Source organism: Alphaproteobacteria bacterium HT1-32 (assembly GCA_009649675.1).
Taxonomy (GTDB): domain Bacteria; phylum Pseudomonadota; class Alphaproteobacteria; order Rhodospirillales; family HT1-32; genus HT1-32.
Genome location: WJPL01000001.1, coordinates 1,695,631 through 1,713,477, shown reverse-complemented (window position 1 = coordinate 1,713,477; position 17,847 = coordinate 1,695,631). Strand labels below are relative to the sequence as shown.

The window sequence follows — 17,847 nt, the reverse complement described above, 5'->3', positions numbered from 1 at the left end:
TTCGACTCCTGTCGTAACGCGGACCGCATGGCCCGCGCCGGGGTGTCGCCCCTGGGTTGAGGATACGCCCGCTTAAAGCTGGGTCGCAATTTCCTCGACATTGTAACATTCGATGAAATCACCGACCTGGATGTCGTTGTAACGCTCGAACGCCATACCGCATTCGTAGCCTTCCTTGACCTCCTCGACCTCATCCTTGAAGCGCTTGAGGGTGCTCAGTGTGCCTTCATGAATCACCACATCGTCGCGGAGCAGGCGAACCTTGCCGCCACGGCGCACCAGACCTTCGGTAACCTCACAACCTGCAACCTTGCCAACCTTGGTGATGTTGAAGACTTCCTTGATCTTGGCGTAACCCAGCAGGGTTTCCTTGATCGTCGGCGCCAGCATGCCGGTCAGCATCTGTTTCACATCATCAGCAACGTCATAGATGATCGAGTAATAACGGATATCGATGGCATTCGCCTTGGCGAAGTCACGGGCCTGCGGGTTCGCGCGGACATTAAACCCGATAACCAGCGCCTGCGAGGCCTGCGCCAGTGTCATATCCGATTCATTGATACCGCCGACGCCGGAGCTGAGCACCCGGACATTGACCTCATCATTCCCCATGGCTTCCAGCGCACCGACAATGGCTTCTGCGGAACCCTGCACGTCTGCCTTGATGACCACCGGCAGCTGCTTGACGTTGCCTGCATTCGCGCTGGCAAAGAAGGATTCCAGTGTCCCCGGCCGCGCCAGATTGGTCCGCGCCGTGCGGGCCTTTTCCTGACGGTAGCTGGTGATTTCACGTGCCCGGGCTTCATCGGCAACAACGATAAGATCGTCACCGGCCATCGGCGTGCCCTGCATACCCAGAACCTCAACCGGATCAGACGGACCCGCCTCGGCAACCTGATCGCCACGTTCGTTGATCATGGCGCGGACACGCCCCCATTCGTCTCCGGCGACAAACACGTCACCGACACGCAGCGTACCGCGCTGGACCAGCACAGTGGCGACAGAGCCACGGCCCCGTTCCATCTTCGCCTCGATCACCACGCCTTCGGCAGGGCGATCCGGGTTGGCACCCAGTTCCAGAAGTTCAGATTGCAGCAGAATGGTTTCTTCGAGCTTGTCCAGACCGGTTTTCGCTTTGGCAGAAACTTCCACGGCCAGCACATCACCACCGAACTCTTCGAGGATGATTTCATGCTGCAGCAGTTCGCTGCGGACCTTCTCCGGATTGGCATCTTCCTTGTCGATCTTGTTGATGGCGACAATCACCGGCACTTCGGCTGCCTTCGCATGGTTGATCGCTTCAACCGTCTGCGGCTTCACACCATCATCGGCTGCGACAACCAGCACGACAATATCTGTCGCCCGGGCACCGCGCGCACGCATGGCCGTAAAGGCGGCGTGACCCGGCGTATCGATGAAGGTGATCCGCTGACCACCTTCAAGCCGGACCTGATAAGCGCCGATATGCTGGGTAATGCCCCCGGCTTCCCGACCCGCCGTGTCGGTTTCCCGAAGTGCATCAAGCAGCGAGGTTTTGCCGTGATCGACATGACCCATGATGGTGACAACCGGCGGACGCGGCTGCTTGTCGGTATCATTATCCGCTTCTGCCACCAGTCCGATTTCAACATCGGATTCGGAAACACGGCGCAGTTTATGGCCGAATTCAGCAACGACCAGTTCGGCCGTATCTGCATCAATCGTCTGATTAATCGTCGCCATAACACCCAGTTTCATAAGAGTTTTGACGACTTCTACGCCACGTTCGGCCATACGGTTGGCAAGTTCCTGAACCGTGATGGTTTCCGGCACAACAACATCACGGACCTGTTTGCGGTTTTCACCACCGGACTGCTTCATCTGACGCCGGCGCTCACGTTCACGGGCGCGGCGAACCGCCGCATCAGACCGGGCGCGCTGACCATCCTGATCATCCAGCGCGCTGGTGACGGACAGTTTGTTCTGGCGACGACGCGGTTCACCCTTACGGCTTGGTGCCGGGCGTTTGGTATCCAGCTTCACCTTGCCGCTGCGCTCGTCATCAGGCTCGGTAACCGCTTCCGGTGCCCGGACACGGGTTGCGACGGCCACCTTGACGGCTTCGGCTTCTTTCTTTGCCCGGTCGAGAGCAGCCTGCTTGCGGGCGGTCTCTTCTTCCTTCTGACGGGCCTGTTCCTCAGCAGCCTTGCGGGCAGCCTCATCAGCATCCCGACGCTGACGGTCTTCCTCTTCCTGCAGGCGCTTCTTCTCTTCTTCGGCGCGGCGGGCAGCAGCACGCGCAGCCTCTTCCTCACCACGGGCGCGGGCTTCGATTTCCATCTGCTGCGCCTGCTTCAGGGCGCGCATCCGGACTTCCCGTTCCTGTTCGGTCAGGCGGCGTTCTTCCGTTGATACGGCAGGTGCGGACACAGCTTCTTCAAAAGCCTGATCACCCTGCCTGACTTCTTTCAGCCGTCCGCTGGTGCCACGTTCAAAGGTGCGCTTCTTCTTGACCTCAACGGTAACCGCCTTCGAGCGGCCGTGCGAAAAGGACTGACGAACCGTTCCGGTCTCGACGGTCTTGTTCAGCGTCAGCTTGCCGGGCTTCGACAATCCGAGCGTCTTTTTGCCGTCGTCAGTATTATCTGTTTCGTTCGTCATTACCTGTCGCTTCCTTCAGGGGCATCGATTGCCCCGTTCTCTCTGAATCCTGCAAGCTTGCGCGATGTCAGCACCAGCCGGTCGGCAAAGGTGCTGCGTTCGATAAAGGCATGAACCAGGCCGTCACGACCAAATGCCATGCCAATTTCCGCATCATCCAGCAGATCGATTTCTGCGGCGATACGGCTACGGTTGAGTTTCCGCCTGCCACCGGCGGGAGCGCCGCTGGCGGTCAGCAACACACCTTGTATGCCGCCATCCAGCTTTATCTTCACCTTGGCAAATCCGCCGACGGCACGATTGGCCCGGCGCGCCAGTCCGATGATGCTGATGCATCTGGAGACCAGCAGTTTCTCGACCATATTGTCGAGATTGTCCGGCACATCAACCCGGCGACGGGCGCTGCGCGCGAACATGTTCTTCTTCATGGCGATCCGCAGACTGCTGCGGTCCGGGCAAAGCCAGATACCACGACCGGGCAAGCGGCCGTCAACATCTGGCACAATTCCCCCTTCAGGCCCGACGACGAATCTGATCAGATCGTCACGGGGCGCTGTTTTACCCGTCGCGATGCATCTTCGCTCGGGCGTCAGTTGGTCGAACTCGGGGGAAGCGTATCCCATTAAAATTCCAGTACCTCACCCTTCCGACGCCGTCGGCTGGTCGGCGCTTTCCTCACCGTCTGCCGTCTCTTCGTCGGCAAACCAGTGAGCGCGCGCGGCCATAATGATCGCATTGGCGTCGTCTTCAGTCAGTTGCTCGCCACCGACAATCTCGATCAGCTCATCACCGGCAAGATCGGCCAGGTCATCGCGGGTTTTGACACCCGCATCACCAAGAGCCACCAGCATGGCGCTGGTCACACCTTCGACCTCGCCAACTTCATCCTCGACGCCAAGCTCAACCCGGCGGGCTTCCTGTTCGGCAGCAACCGTTTCGAGATGGACACGGGCGCGGTTACGAAGCTCTTCGGCGATGTCTTCGTCAAAGCCTTCGATTTCAGCCAGGTCAGCGACCGGCACAAAGGCAACTTCCTCGACCAGGCGGAAACCTTCGGTCACCAGCAGATGCGCGACAACTTCGTCGACATCCAGGGCTTCAACGAACATTTCCGACATCGACAGGAATTCACGGTTGCGACGCTCGGATTCGACTTCTTCCGTCAGAATATCGATTTCCCAGCCGCTCAGCTGTGAGGCAAGGCGGACATTCTGCCCGCGCCGGCCAATTGCCAGACTGAGCTGCTCGTCCGGCACAACGACTTCAATGCGGTTGGCTTCTTCATCCAGGACCACCTTGCTGACTTCTGCCGGGGCAAGGGCGTTGACGATGAAGGTCGCCGTATCCGGGGAGAACTGGATGATATCGATCTTCTCACCCTGCAGTTCACCAACAACGGCCTGAACGCGGGAGCCGCGCATACCGACACAGGCACCGACAGGGTCGATGGAATGATCATGTGACAGAACGGCAATCTTGGCGCGCGATCCCGGATCACGGGCAACCGCCATGATGTCGATGATGCCGTCATAGATTTCCGGCACTTCCTGTGCGAACAGCTTGGACATGAATTCCGGGCGTGTCCGTGACAGGAAAATCTGCGGGCCACGGGGCTCTTCGCGCACGTCATAGATATAGGCGCGCACCCGGTCTCCCTGACGGAAATTCTCCCGGGGGATCATCTCATCGCGGCGGATGATACCTTCGGCACGACCCAGATCGACCATGACATTGCCAAACTCGACCCGCTTGACCAGACCGTTGACGATTTCGCCAACCCGGTCCTTGTATTCCTCGTAATGACGCTTGCGCTCGGCATCGCGGACATTCTGCACGATGACCTGCTTGGCGGTCTGTGCGGCAATACGTCCGAAATCGATCGGCGGCAGCGGATCAACCAGAAATTCGCCAATCTCGGCGTCGGCCTTCTTGCGGCGCGCCTTGGCCAGCGAAATCTGGGTTGCTTCGTTTTCGATTTCCTCGGCGACCTCAAGATAGCGGGCAAGCCGGATTTCACCGTTCTTCCGGTCGATGGTCGCACGGATATCGTGCTCCTGACCATATTTCGACCGGCCGGCCTTCTGGATTGCCATTTCCATGGCTTCGATGACTTCCTCGCGCTCAATTCCCTTGTCGCGGGCCACCGTGTCAGCGACCGTCAGAAGCTCCGGGCGTGGATGTGTTGCCACTTGTTCCATCTCGTTATCCTTCAACCTGCCTGTTTTTTGTCGTCCAGGCGATCAGTTCGTCCGTCAGCAGCAACTTCGCCTTGGCTATACCGGCAAAGGGAAGTGCCACCTGCTCATCTTCGACATCGATCTTCACGACATCACCGTCTGTACCTCTGAGGCGACCGGAAAACCGGCGCCTTCCGGCAATCGGTTCCGCCATCTCAACACGCGCTTCAAACCCTGACCACTGATCGAAATCCTTGATCCGGGTCAACGGCCGGTCGACGCCCGGGCTGGAAACCTCAAGGCTGTAGGCTTCCTTGATCGGGTCTTCAACATCCAGCAGGGCCGACACCATCCGACTGACCTTGGCACAGTCATCAATGCCCATATCCCGACCGTCAGACGGATCAGCCATGATCTGCACCGTCAACTGGCGTTTGCCGTTGATCGTGACGCGCACGAGGTCATACCCCATGTCCGTCATCGACGGTTCAATCATCCTGCTTATGCGTTCCGTCAGATCCATGCCTCTACCCGCCGGTTTCAAATCACCTGTCATACAAACAAAAAAAGCGGGCCGGCGGGCCCACTTTAATTACTCCCGAAAGAGCACGCCGAATTAAAGTGCGAGCGGAATATACCCGGAAACGCCGTGGTTTCAAGCAGCTTCCCGTCGACGGAAGCAGAGATAGACCGAGCTTCGCCCGGCGCGACGCGCTTTCGCCTCATATCGGCTCTCCGGCCAGTCACTCGGACGGACCCGCCAATCATCCCGGGATTGCGCCATCCATTCGAAAGCCGGATGCCGCAACAACAACGGCAGGCTCCACCTGATATATCCCATATCGTCACTGCCGAGCCGGAATTCACCCCCCGGCTTCAACAAACGTGCGATAACATCCAGTGTCCGGGTCTGCACAAACCGGCGGCTGGCATGGCGGGTCTTCGGCCAAGGGTCCGGAAACAGCAGAAAATAGCGCTCGATACAGGCATCCGGCAGGGCATCCAGCACAACCCGCGCATCATCCGGGTGAATACGGACATTCGTCAGGTTACGGTCTTCAATGTAGGAGAGCAGCCCGGCAACGCCGTTGACGAACGGTTCGCAGCCGATAAAGCCCACATCCCTGTTCTGCTCGGCCTGCCAGGCCAGATGCTCGCCGCCGCCAAACCCGGTCTCCATCCAGAGCGCCCGAACATCCTGATCAAACAGGCTTTTCGGATCGGCCATCATCTCCGCGTCATCCACCGGCAGCGAAAGATGCGGCAGCAGGCTGTCCATCAGCCCGGCGCGACGGGGGCGCAGGGCACGACCCTTCCGGCGGCCCTTGAAGCGATCACCCGGCCCTTCAATCAGGGGCTGTCTGTCAGTCTTCTGTGTCATATCCCATGTCCGGATTGCAGATGACAGAAAGCCCGCCCCGCCGGAACGGCAAGACGGGCTTTCAGGGTCATTTGTCAGATCAGAAACGGCTCTTCAGCTCGTCGACCAGGTCCGTCTTCTCCCAGGAGAAGCCGCCATCAGCTTCCGGCTTGCGGCCAAAGTGACCATAAGATGACGTCCGGCGATAAATCGGCTGATGCAGTTTCAGATGCTCGCGGATACCACGCGGGCTCAGATCCATGACATCCTGAAGCACATTACACAGCTTGGCCTCGTCAACCTTGCCGGTGCCATCGGTGTTTACATAGACCGACAGCGGCTTGGAGACGCCGATCGCATAGGCGACCTGAATCGTGCAGCGGTCTGCAAGGCCGGCGGCAACCACGTTCTTTGCCAGATACCGCGCACCGTAAGCGGCCGAGCGGTCAACCTTCGACGGATCCTTGCCGGAGAACGCACCACCGCCATGCAGGGCGGCGCCACCATAGGTATCGACGATGATCTTGCGACCGGTCAGGCCGCAATCGCCGTCCGGACCACCAATGACGAAACGACCGGTCGGATTGACGTAAAACTCGTCTTCATCACACATCCAGCCTTCCGGCAGAACCTGCTCAACGAAGGGACGCACGATTTCCTTGATTTCAGCCTGTTCCAGACCTTCGACATGCTGGGTGGACACAACCACAGAAGTCGCCTTCACCGGCTTGCCGTTTTCATACAGCAGGGTGAACTGGCTTTTCGAGTCAGGCAGCAGTTCCGGGGTCTTGCCGGCATGGCGTGCTTCGGCCATCAGGCGCAGCACTTCATGAGAATAATGAATCGGAGCCGGCATCAACTCTTCTGTTTCGTTACAGGCAAAACCAAACATGATGCCCTGATCACCAGCGCCTTCATCCTTGTTGCCGGCGGCATCGACGCCCTGTGCAATGTCGACGGACTGGCTGTGGACATGCACCTGCACTTCGGAATTGGCCCAGTGAAAGCCATCCTGCTCGTAACCGATCTCGCGAATACATTCGCGGGCCAGTTCTTCCATCCGGGCCTTGCTGACTTCTTCCGGTCCGCGGACCTCACCCGCCAGCACCACCAGATTGGTTGTGCAAAGCGTCTCGCAGGCAACCCGCGATCCCGGGTCTGCCGCCAGGAACGCATCGACGATGGAATCGGAAACCCGGTCGCTGACCTTGTCAGGATGACCTTCGGATACGGATTCGCTGGTAAACAGATAGCTGGAATTGGTCACGGAGCACCTCGTTCGATCAAATTTCGGACGCCGGACCGGGATTACATCTGTGCAACATTTCTGTCGCCGGGGGAAATCTCCGCTTAGCCCTTCAATTATCGTGGCGGCAAGCGGATGAAATCAATCCACGGAACCCTCGGGTCCGATCTGCCCGGCTTTTGGCAACACAGACCCGTACTGTCAAGGATATTCGATTTCATCCCGTCGCAGTCATGAGGAATCTGCTCAGCTGTTGTTCTCTTCTTCCGAGACAGCGATGGATTTTGCCATTTCGAACAGACGGCGGCGGACATTGACATCCGGAATCCGGTAATAGGCGCGGACCAGTTCCAGTGTTTCCCGCCGGGTCAGGGGGTCACCTTCAAGTTCGAATTCCGGGTCTGCCTTCAGGCCTGCGATCTTGCGCGGGCTGGAGTCGGCGACATTCTCGGGCATGTCTTCAAAGAAATAGGCGACCGGAACATCCAGCACCAGGCTGAGGTCAAACAGGCGGCTGGCCCCGATCCGGTTCGCGCCGCGTTCATATTTCTGAACCTGCTGAAACGTCAGACCGATGGACTCACCCAGTTTTTCCTGGCTCATTCCAAGAAGTGTGCGGCGTTGGCGAACGCGGCTGCCAACATGAACATCAACCGGATTCGGTTGACCTGTGGCGGTGCGTCCGCGACGGGACCCACGACGTGCTGCTGCCATAACAATATCCTCCGAAAAGGGTTTGAGCGGACCCGGGATGCCACGGCATCAGCGCTATAACGCTGCAGTCAGGGCCCCAAAGGGTCTGCACCTGCTGTAATCAGTCTCCGCTCGCGCTCCGCCGTCTCGACTGAAGAACAGACCCGATCGCAACCAAAACGATAAGACCCGCCAACAGAACGGGGACGACATTCCCGAACAATGAAAAAATCGTAGGCGACGATGCCGGTTTTGGCAAGCGAAGGTCAAGCGTTCCGCGCCGATCAAGATCAAGTCTTTGAAGTTCTCGCCCAAACGGGTCAAAGGCGACTGTAATCCCCGTATTCGTTGCCCGGATCAGGGGTAATCCTTCCTCAATCGCACGCATTCGTGATGACGCGAGATGCTGATGCGGACCGGCACTGACTCCAAACCAGGCATCATTGCTGATGTTCAGAATCCACTCCGGACGATCTGATGCGTCAACCGCAACGCCCGGAAAAATTGCTTCATAGCAAATCAGGGGAGAAAAAGATGGCAGTCCGGGGAGGCGAAGCGTGCGCGGCCCCGGACCGGCTGTGAAGTCTCCCCGCCCGGCCACAATCCGGTCAATCGGCAGCCAGTCCCGCAATGGCACATATTCCCCGAAGGGCACGAGATGGGCCTTGTCATAGCTTGCCAGTATCTCGCCCGCTCCGCTGATCGCCTGCAGACTGTTGTAATAGACCGGCAAACCATCCCGTTTCGCCTGACGCGGCGCGCCCGTCAGGACGGCACCGCCCGATGGGGCAACACTGGCAATCGCACGGACGACTTCCGGGTTTTCGGACAGAAAAAATGTTGCCGCCGTCTCCGGCCAGATCACATGCGTTACCCAGTCCGGCCGCTGGTCTGTCGATAAAGCCAGCAGACGGGTCAGATTCGGCACCCGCAAGTCCCGCCGCCATTTATCACGCTGGTCAATATTCGCCTGCACCAGACGCAGCCCGACATTCTCCACAAGAACTGTCGGATTCTGCTGCAACCGGTAATAGCCACTGCCCGTCCATCCGGCCATGCCGACCAGTGTGATGGCAATGATTGCCCCCCGCACCGCACCGGAGGTCGTGACCAGAAGCAGCGGCAGACCCGCCAGCAGCAGCGTCAGCAGGCTGAGACCAAAGACACCGATGACCGATGCCGGCTGCACCATGATATCGGCAAACCCCCAGACCGACCCGACCGGATTCCAGGGGAATCCGGTGAAGGCCCAGTTCCGGCACCATTCCAGCAGCGTCCAGCCCCCCGCCAGTGCCAGCAGGGCAGATATCCAGCCACCGCCCAGCTTCCGGACTGCCCAGGCCGGCAGACAGGCAACTGCACTGAACACAGCCAGTATGGCAGCTATACCGAACACAGCGACGGGCAGCAGCCAGGCAAACCGTGCGGCTTCGACCAGCAGAGCAAAGCCAATCCAGTACAACCCGATTGCATAGAAGCCAAAGCCGAAGGCAAAACCGGTCAGCAGAGCCTGTCGGGGTCTGGTGCAGCTGCCGAGCAGCAACAGCAGAACGGGAAAGGCGATCAGGAATACCGGCAGAATATAAGCAGGCGGCAATGCCAGCGATGCCAGCCCGCCGGCGGCGAGAGCGGCCAGAAAGCGCCGCCAGCCCCGCAGGCCGGCAATCAGATCGAAAGGACGGGGCACTGCCTAGTCTTCGCTCTGCTCATCGGCTGTATCCTGCACCGGAAGATTGCGAATCCGCAGTCGCCGGACACGACGGGGATCGCCATCAACAACTTCAAACACGAGACCGCTCTCATGTTTTATCAGCTCACCCCGGACCGGTACCCGGCCTGCAAGCGCGAAAACAAGACCACCGAGCGTATCGACATCTTCCTTGTCGTCTTCACTGAAAATTTCGCCGAACCGGTCTTCGAATTCTTCCAGTTCCACCCGCGCATCCGCCAGCAGCGCCCCGTCCGGACGCTCCACCATCTGGGGTTCCGGTTCGTCGTCATGTTCGTCCTGAATTTCGCCAACGATTTCCTCAACCAGATCTTCAATCGTCAGCAGACCGTCGATGCCGCCATATTCATCCACCACCAGCGCCATATGCGTGCGCTTGACCCGCATCTCCAGCAGCAGGTCGAGCACCCGCATGGACGGGGCAACAAAAATCACCGGGCGAACGATGTCCGACAGGCGAAAGGCGCCATCTTCTGCCGTGCTGCCAAAACTGACGCCCAGCACATCACGGATATGGACCATGCCGATGCAGTCATCGAGGCTGTTGCGATAGACCGGCAGGCGGGAATGGTTCTCTGTCTTGAAGCGGACAATCAGGTCATCAATGCTGGTTTCAGTATCGACGGACACGATATCAGCACGGGGTACCATCACGTCGACAACCGTGAGATCGCGCAGATTCAGCACATTGTTCAGGAGCAACCGCTCCATTGGCTCAACCGGCGCCTCATCCTCATCGAAATCCTCGATCAGTTCCTCAAGGGTATCGCGCACCGTCGCTTCGCCGGGTCCACGACGCCGCAGTGCCCGCCAGACCCCTTTCCACGAAGGTCCCCGACCGTTCGAGCCATTGGTTCGTGATGTCTTACTGTCGTCGTCCATATCAGATCTCGTTGCGGGCATAGGGGTCACTGATCCCCATTTGCGCCAGTATAGCCGTTTCCAGGGCCTCCATCTCAACTGCCTCATCTTCGATCTCGTGATCGTAATGCAGCAGATGCAGGGTGCCATGCACGATCATGTGGCTGGTGTGATCGGCAAGCGAAATGCCAGCGCTCTCCGCTTCGCGCTGAACTGTCTCAAAGGCGACGACGATATCGCCCAGCGGCAGGGCTTCACCTTCCGGCACCGTCGTTTCGTCATCCGACGTGGCAAAGGACAGCACGTTCGTCGGTTTGTCCTGATGCCGGTAATCACGGTTCAGAGCCTGCACATCCGTATCGGAGGTCAGCAGGATACTGATTTCCACATTATCGTCATCCCATCCAGCCGCCGACAGAGCCGCCCGGGCCGCCGTCTGACAAAGTATGTCGGGGTCGCCGGGCAGTTGCGCCCAGTGGTCGTCATCGATGCGAACCAGAATGTCAGCCCTGTTCACCATCGATCCTTCTGCCGGAGTTATAGGCGCTGTAGGCGTCATAAGCCTTGACGATATCCGCCACCAGCTTGTGACGGACCACATCCTTGTCGGTAAACCGCACTGTTGAAATCGACTCCACGTCCCGCAGGACTTCCAGTGCTTCGGCAAGACCGGACCGCTGATTTCCCGGCAAATCGACCTGACTGAGATCGCCTGTAACCACCATGCGGGAGTTTTCGCCGAGCCGGGTCAGGAACATCTTCATCTGAACCGCGGTGGTATTCTGCGCTTCATCCAGAATGACGAAGCTGTTCTTCAGGGTCCGTCCGCGCATGAAGGCCAGGGGTGCGACCTCAATCGCGCCACTTTCCATACGCTTTTCCAGTTCACCCTCGCGCAATGTCTCGCGCAGGCCGTCATACAGGGGCTGGAGATAGGGATCGACCTTCTCTTTCATATCGCCGGGCAGGAAGCCCAGACGCTCTCCCGCCTCAACCGCCGGGCGGGACAGAATGATCCGGTCAATATCGCCGGTCGACAGCATCTGAACCGCCATCGCAACCGCCAGATAGGTCTTGCCCGTCCCAGCCGGTCCGACACCGAAGACCAGATCATTCGCCTGCATGGCCCGGATATAATCAGCCTGTAACGGGGTGCGTGGTGAAACCGGCTTCCGGCGCGTGCGAATGGTCAGTCCGGTCGCGGCTTCCGCTTCAACCGGATCGTGATCGATCAGCCGCACCATGGCATCCACATCACCCGGCTCGATCTCTTCATTACGTTCCAGGCGGGCATACAGGCTTTCAAGGGCAGCACGCGCCACCTCGACCTCACCGGCGGCACCGGCGATGGTCACCTCGTTGCCACGGGCGTTGATTGCCACATCCAGCCGTTGTTCGATCCGGGCCAGATTGCGGTTATGAGCACCAAACAAGGGCACCAGCAACCTGTTGTCAGCGAAGGCAAGGGTAACCGAGTCGCCGGCCTGGTCTGCCCGGCGTACAGTGCCTCTGGTCAAGCGCATGCCCTCTCTTGGTCGGGTCCGGCCAACTGACCGGACAGGGAATTTGGATTGGCTGTCGTAATCTCGATATTCAGGATGTCACCGATATGGGAGGCATCCATATCTGCATAAAGCGGCTGCAGAAATGGTGTCCGGCCAACCAGCTGACCCGCATGGCGTCCCGGCTTTTCAAACAATACCGGCATGACTTTACCAACACAGGACTGGTTGAAAGCTGTCTGCTGGCCGAGCAGTTCTTCCTGCAGCGCCGCCAGCCGCGCGGATTTGACCGCCTCATCAACCTGAATTTCATCCGCCGCCGCCGGTGTACCGGGGCGCGGGCTGTATTTGAACGAGAAAGCCTGCACGAAACCGACATCGCGGATCAGTTTCAGGGTCTGCTCAAAATCGCGGTCACTTTCACCGGGATAGCCGACAATAAAGTCCGAAGACAGGACCATGTCGGGCCGTGCGGTCCGCAACCGGTCAACGATACGGCGATAGTCATCTGCACTGTGACGGCGGTTCATCGCCGTCAGAATGCGGTCTGATCCTGACTGTACCGGCAGATGCAGGAAGGGCATCAGGGCATCAAGATCACGATGCGCCGCGATCAGTTCATCATCCACATCACGGGGATGCGACGTGGTGTAGCGAATTCGCTGTAACCCGTCGATATCCGCCAGTGCCCGCAGCAGACGACCCAGCCCCCACTCGCTGCCATCCGGCCCCACGCCATGATAGGCATTGACGTTCTGGCCAAGCAGCGTGATTTCGCGCACGCCCTGACCGGCCAGCGCCTCGGCCTCCGTGATTACCTGGCTGGCAGCACGGGAATATTCACCACCCCGGGTATAGGGCACGACACAGAAGGTACAGAACTTGTCACAGCCTTCCTGAATGGTGAGGAATGCCGTGACGCCTGATGCTTTCGGGGCTGCCAGTTCGTCAAATTTCGGGTCTGCCGGGAAATCCGTATCCAGCACGCCGCCGCCCTGACGGGCAGCACGCGCCACCATTTCCGGTAGACGGTGATAGGTTTGCGGACCAAAAACCATATCGACCCAGGGGGCGCGACGGAACACTTCCGCACCTTCAGCCTGAGCGACGCAACCGGCAACGGCGATCATCATGTCACCGGCCCCGGAGTCATTTCGTTCCTGTCGCATGTCGCGCAGGCGACCCAGCTCGGAATAGACCTTATCCGCCGCTTTTTCCCGGATATGACAGGTATTCAGAATCACCATGTCAGCGTCTGCCGGGGTATCGACAGCCGCATAGCCCAACGGGGCCAGCAGTTCCGTCATACGATCTGAATCGTAGACATTCATCTGGCAGCCGTAAGTTTTTACGAACAACTTCTTGGTCAACGCACCATCCTGCGACAAAACACGGCGTTGAATACGTCCCGATTACTGGACATGGACCGGTAGCGGCCTCTCAAATCTTCAGTGATCCTCGATAACTAGCATTGCCCGCTACCCTGTCAAGCAAACTGCCGTTTTTCAGGTAATTTTCGGCATTCGACCGGACTTATTCAGCCGTCCCGCCGGACTTACCGTCCTGTCAGTGATTTCCGCAGGCCATCAGCGACCGACTGACGACAGATTGCGGCCAGCTGTTTGCGGTCACCGGTCTGCTCTGGCCGGACCGGGTCATGCAGGGTCACTTCAACCGTGGCACGGCCGATATGCAGCAACTGCCAGAGATGCGGTGCCAGGTCCATATCGCCATACCAGGCGAATAATGGCCGCTCAACCAGTGACATCGGCACATTATACAGATGGGTATAGGCAATGGTTACGGGCTGGACGATCCGGGTCATGCCCTGGGAACGCCCGACCGCAGCGAACAGGGAGCTCTTGAAAGGCAGCACCCGGTTGCCATCGGTGCTGGTACCTTCCGGAAACAGAATGATGGACCGGCCTTTTTCAAACTGTCCGGTCATCTGGCGGGTCTGTTCGCCGCTGCGTGCCGGGCGGCGTTCAAAAAACAGGGTGCCGGTCATCCGGGCCAGCGGCCCCAGTACCGGCCAGCCGGACACATCATGGCGGGACACAAAGGTTGCATCCAGAATTGCCCTGAGGACCGGAATATCGAGATAGGAGCAATGATTGGCGACATAAAGGCATCCCGGCCCGCCAGCCGGTGTTCCCCGGATCACCAGTTGCAAGCCGCAGATCCGGCAGACGATCGCCGCCCATAACCGGTAGATCCGGTCTGGCAGACGGCGCAGGCGCAAACCGGTGACCGGCAGATAGATCGCCGCCAGCAGGGCGGTAACGATCAGGATCAGTCCCAGCCGGGTAATCGCCAGCAGGTGCAGCGGCAGGCTGGCAAGACGACCGCGCGGTGCGCCACCGGCAAGCCAGCCCGCATCGTCCATTGCCTCAGCGGCGGGCGTCATTCGCCACCCCGGTCGAGATAGTGGTTGCGATAGCGTTGGGTAATGGTGGCCGTGCGGACAATCAGACAGACATCCGTGGTGTTGAAATCATGATCCAGCACTGCCCCTTCGCCCACTTCACCGCCAATCCGCAGATAGCCCTTCAGCAGGGGCGGCAGCGCGGCAAAGGCGCGTCTGGCATTCAGTTCGCCCGCATCAAGCGGCGTGAAGGGTGCCCTGACATGATCTCGGGCAACCGGGCACCAGTCAGCCGGGGCCAGATGGTTGTGGTGAAGATATGACAAGGCCGGTGCCAGCCTGATGATATCCGTTCCCGGCAGGCTGGCGCAGCCAAACATCACATCAATCCTGTGTTCGGCAACATATCCGGCAATTCCCTGCCACATCATCTGCATGACAGCGCGGGTACGATGTCCGGCACCAACACAGGACCGGCCAAGCTCAAGCTGGTTGCCGCCCTGCCGGATCAGACCATCAATGTCGAATTCGGTCGCGGTGTAGAAACATCCGACCCGTTCTGCCACATGCCGGCGAATCAGCCGGTAGGTCGCCACAATGCCCCGGTTCTCAGGCCATGCCGGATCGATGGCGACAAGATGGTCGCAATCCGCATCATAAGCATCCACATCAAGTTTCCGGCGCCGGACCAGATCTCCGGAACGGGCACCCATTTCTTCGTGAAACACCTGATAACGCAGCGCCTGACAGGCTTCGACTTCAGCGCGGCTTTCAGCCAGCCGGACCGTGAGGCCGGCGGCGGCAGGTTGCAACTGACCGGCGACCGACTGTGCCAGTTCCTTGACCATGACATTTCCTTCCGGTTACAGGCAGCCGACCTGTAAAACAGGCGGCGAACAAACCGGAAGATAGGCCCGTCAGACGACAGTGCCGTGACGGGTAAATGTCAGATCAGTGAAAGTTTGACTGCATCATGATGACAGCCGCCAGTACTCAGAATTACTTCTTGAGCGGGATGCCATAAAGTTCGAGCCGGTGATCGACCAGCTTGTAGCCATGCTTGCGGGCGATCTCGATCTGAAGACGCTCAATTTCGTCATTGAAGAACTCGATGACATCACCGGACTTCAGATCGATCAGATGATCGTGATGATCATCGGAAGCTTCTTCGTAGCGGGCACGGGTCTGGCCATCGCCGGTGCGGAATTCATGACGTTCCAGAATACCGGCTTCCTCAAACAGGCGGACCGTGCGGTACACGGTCGCAATCGAGATGTTCGAGTCGTGGCTTGAAGCACGACGATAAAGCTCCTCGACATCAGGATGGTCTTCGGATTCCGACAGGACACGGGCGATAATCCGGCGCTGGCCGGTCATCTTCATGCCTTTTTCGACACAAAGCTGCTCAATTCGATCTGATTGCATGCCGGTTCTCCCTTGCTTCAACCGCCATCCCGTAGCGTTGCCTCACCATAAACAAAAAACGCCGCGGCTCCAAGCCGCGGCGCAGATGTTTATTGCAACGAAATCAGCGCCGGGCTTTACGGTTCTTCGGCTTGGTGCCCAGGCCGATCTGCTTTGCCAGATTACTGCGGTGCGCGGCATAGTTCGGCGCAACCATCGGATAGTCTGCGGGCAGGCCCCAGCGTTCCCGATAGTCTTCCGGTGTCATGTCATAAGATGTCTTGAGGTGGCGTTTCAGCATTTTCAGCTGCTTGCCGTCTTCCAGACAAATGATGTAATCGGGCGTGATCGACTTCTTGATGGGCACCGCCGGCTGCGGGCGCTCCGGAACCACCGGTGTGCTGCCTACGCTTGAAAGGGTTTTGAATACTTCCTGAATCAGCGTCGGCAGATCATTTACTGCAACCGTATTGTTCGACACATGTGCCGATACGATATCAGTGGTCAGAGTCAGAAGTTCACTTGAATTATTTTCGTCAGTCATTCACGTTCGTCCGGATATTTGGATTTCTGTGAGAAGATATATAGATGGACCCTGTGTTCTGCAATACAAAAGCCCTGCATTTACTTTAATATCCTGTTCAAAGCAGCTCATTTTCATGACAAACAACGTAATACAGCAGAACAGTAACCCGGTTGTGAACGAACAAATAGATATTACCGGCGACATTTGCCCCATGACATTTGTCAGAACCAAGCTCCGGATGGAACGGATGTCTGTCGGGGAGGTGCTGGAGGTTATCCTGAATGAAGGTGAACCGCTGGAAAATGTCCCGCGTTCCGCCCGTGAAATGGGCTGGGAAGTTCTGGCCATCGAAGAGATGCCGGCACGGCCGGGGCAACGACGGATACTTATTCGTAAAACCTGAAACCTGTCTTCAGCTTTTTGATGCTGCCAGATCGCTGACAATATTCAGAAACCGCTCTGCATTGAATGACACCGGCGCTTCCGGCGCATGAACAACATTCAGCGAAATGGGAATGTCTTCGACCAGCGGAATAGCCACGACACCCGGCACCACATCACCTGTGATGGTAAAGCTGTCCATCAGGGTGACACCGAAACCCTGACGCACCAGAAAACAGGCGGTCACGACCAGCCGCACCCGGACATCAATGGACAGCCGGACACCGGTCTCTGTCGCCAGCCGCTCGATCAGCTGCTGCTGAAACGCCCGTTCTTCAAAGCCGATGAACGGATAGGCAGCGAGATCAGCAAAAGCGACCACTGCCCGGTCAGCCAGAGGATGCCCCTGCGGCACCAGCGCCATCATCCGTCCCTGCCCCAGCCGGGAGACTGTGACCCGCGGGTCCTGCATGTCAAAAATCGTCAGTGCAAGATCTACCCGGCCAAGCAGCAAGCCCGGGACAATTTCATCGAGATGCAGGGTATCCACGAACAGCCGGAGGTTCGGCGCCGCCTGATGCAGCCGCCGCAGGGCTTCGGGTGCCACCGACAGGCCAAGGCCGGGCGAGGTACCAATCGCCAGTCGCTCATCAGTTGCCTCGCCAACACCTTCAATCCGGCGGTTGATGCGGAGGATACGGTCATGGATTTCTTCCAGATCACCCAGCAGGGCCCTGGCCTCCGGCGTCGCTACAAATCCTGAAGGACCACGTTCAAAGAACCGGACCCCCGCCGCGGATTCCGTATGTTTCAGCATCCGGCTGACACTGGGTGGTGAGACATTCAGCATTGTTGCTGCACGGGTGATCGACCCGGTCAGCATGACCGCGCGAAGCATTTCGATCTGACGCAGACTGAGCATGAGGACATCCTCCTCATATTAACATGATGCTAATCTCAACA

18 protein-coding genes are annotated in these 17,847 nt (G+C 58.5%); 1 reads left to right on the top strand and 17 read right to left on the bottom strand.

The genetic code is table 11. The annotated features are described in order from the left end of the window. Positions 1-72 precede the first annotated feature (72 nt). From infB to GH722_08065, 16 genes are all read right to left on the bottom strand, one after another. Positions 73-2,640 carry a translation initiation factor IF-2 gene (gene infB, locus GH722_08140; GenBank protein ID MRG71735.1) on the bottom strand — a complete coding sequence of 856 codons (2,568 nt, stop codon included), beginning with the start codon at positions 2,638-2,640 and terminating at the stop codon, positions 73-75. Continuing rightward, positions 2,640-3,263, bottom strand: coding sequence for an RNA-binding protein (locus tag GH722_08135; protein MRG71734.1), 624 nt, complete (start codon positions 3,261-3,263; stop codon positions 2,640-2,642). The genes infB and GH722_08135 overlap by 1 nt, the downstream gene beginning before the upstream one ends. A 15-nt stretch (positions 3,264-3,278) precedes the next feature. Beyond that, the gene (gene nusA, locus GH722_08130; protein ID MRG71733.1) at positions 3,279-4,838 is read right to left on the bottom strand and encodes a transcription termination/antitermination protein NusA; all 1,560 of its coding nucleotides are present in this window, start codon (positions 4,836-4,838) and stop codon (positions 3,279-3,281) included. A 4-nt stretch (positions 4,839-4,842) separates the two neighbouring features. Next, positions 4,843-5,340 (bottom strand): ribosome maturation factor RimP, encoded by a 498-nt coding sequence (gene rimP, locus GH722_08125; protein MRG71732.1) that lies wholly within the window; start codon positions 5,338-5,340, stop codon positions 4,843-4,845. A gap of 132 nt (positions 5,341-5,472) precedes the next feature. Beyond that, positions 5,473-6,198, bottom strand: coding sequence for a tRNA (guanosine(46)-N7)-methyltransferase TrmB (gene trmB / locus GH722_08120; GenBank protein MRG71731.1), 726 nt, complete (start codon positions 6,196-6,198; stop codon positions 5,473-5,475). Between the two features lie 79 nt (positions 6,199-6,277). Further along, positions 6,278-7,444: a methionine adenosyltransferase gene (locus tag GH722_08115; protein ID MRG71730.1), complete on the bottom strand. Its 1,167-nt coding sequence runs from the start codon at positions 7,442-7,444 to the stop codon at positions 6,278-6,280. 225 nt (positions 7,445-7,669) lie between these two features. Beyond that, complete coding sequence (locus tag GH722_08110) at positions 7,670-8,137, bottom strand: helix-turn-helix domain-containing protein (protein MRG71729.1); 468 nt, start codon at positions 8,135-8,137, stop codon at positions 7,670-7,672. A gap of 100 nt (positions 8,138-8,237) precedes the next feature. Then, positions 8,238-9,803 (bottom strand): apolipoprotein N-acyltransferase, encoded by a 1,566-nt coding sequence (gene lnt / locus GH722_08105; protein MRG71728.1) that lies wholly within the window; start codon positions 9,801-9,803, stop codon positions 8,238-8,240. A 3-nt stretch (positions 9,804-9,806) separates the two neighbouring features. Continuing rightward, positions 9,807-10,727, bottom strand: coding sequence for a CBS domain-containing protein (locus GH722_08100; GenBank protein MRG71727.1), 921 nt, complete (start codon positions 10,725-10,727; stop codon positions 9,807-9,809). Position 10,728: 1 nt separating this feature from the next. Continuing rightward, positions 10,729-11,226, bottom strand: coding sequence for an rRNA maturation RNase YbeY (gene ybeY, locus GH722_08095; protein ID MRG71726.1), 498 nt, complete (start codon positions 11,224-11,226; stop codon positions 10,729-10,731). Then, a complete protein-coding gene (phoH, locus tag GH722_08090; GenBank protein MRG71725.1) occupies positions 11,210-12,229 on the bottom strand; it encodes a phosphate starvation-inducible protein PhoH in 1,020 nt (339 codons plus the stop codon). Before phoH ends, ybeY begins: the two co-directional genes overlap by 17 nt. Continuing rightward, positions 12,220-13,578 (bottom strand): tRNA (N6-isopentenyl adenosine(37)-C2)-methylthiotransferase MiaB, encoded by a 1,359-nt coding sequence (miaB, locus tag GH722_08085; GenBank protein MRG71724.1) that lies wholly within the window; start codon positions 13,576-13,578, stop codon positions 12,220-12,222. Before miaB ends, phoH begins: the two co-directional genes overlap by 10 nt. Positions 13,579-13,763: 185 nt before the next feature. Continuing rightward, complete coding sequence (locus tag GH722_08080; GenBank protein ID MRG71723.1) at positions 13,764-14,615, bottom strand: 1-acyl-sn-glycerol-3-phosphate acyltransferase; 852 nt, start codon at positions 14,613-14,615, stop codon at positions 13,764-13,766. Next, positions 14,612-15,421 carry a GNAT family N-acetyltransferase gene (locus GH722_08075; GenBank protein ID MRG71722.1) on the bottom strand — a complete coding sequence of 270 codons (810 nt, stop codon included), beginning with the start codon at positions 15,419-15,421 and terminating at the stop codon, positions 14,612-14,614. The genes GH722_08080 and GH722_08075 overlap by 4 nt, the downstream gene beginning before the upstream one ends. Positions 15,422-15,572: 151 nt before the next feature. Continuing rightward, on the bottom strand, positions 15,573-15,998 hold the full coding sequence (locus GH722_08070; protein ID MRG71721.1) for a transcriptional repressor: 426 nt from the start codon (positions 15,996-15,998) through the stop codon (positions 15,573-15,575). A gap of 103 nt (positions 15,999-16,101) precedes the next feature. Continuing rightward, positions 16,102-16,521 carry a MucR family transcriptional regulator gene (locus GH722_08065; GenBank protein ID MRG71720.1) on the bottom strand — a complete coding sequence of 140 codons (420 nt, stop codon included), beginning with the start codon at positions 16,519-16,521 and terminating at the stop codon, positions 16,102-16,104. Positions 16,522-16,636: 115 nt separating this feature from the next. Between GH722_08065 and GH722_08060 the strand changes: the two genes are divergently transcribed. Next, on the top strand, positions 16,637-16,906 hold the full coding sequence (locus GH722_08060) for a sulfurtransferase TusA family protein (GenBank protein ID MRG71719.1): 270 nt from the start codon (positions 16,637-16,639) through the stop codon (positions 16,904-16,906). 9 nt (positions 16,907-16,915) lie between these two features. On the opposite strand, the gene GH722_08055 is transcribed toward GH722_08060, so the two are convergent. Further along, the gene (locus GH722_08055) at positions 16,916-17,806 is read right to left on the bottom strand and encodes a LysR family transcriptional regulator (protein MRG71718.1); all 891 of its coding nucleotides are present in this window, start codon (positions 17,804-17,806) and stop codon (positions 16,916-16,918) included. Positions 17,807-17,847 lie beyond the last annotated feature (41 nt).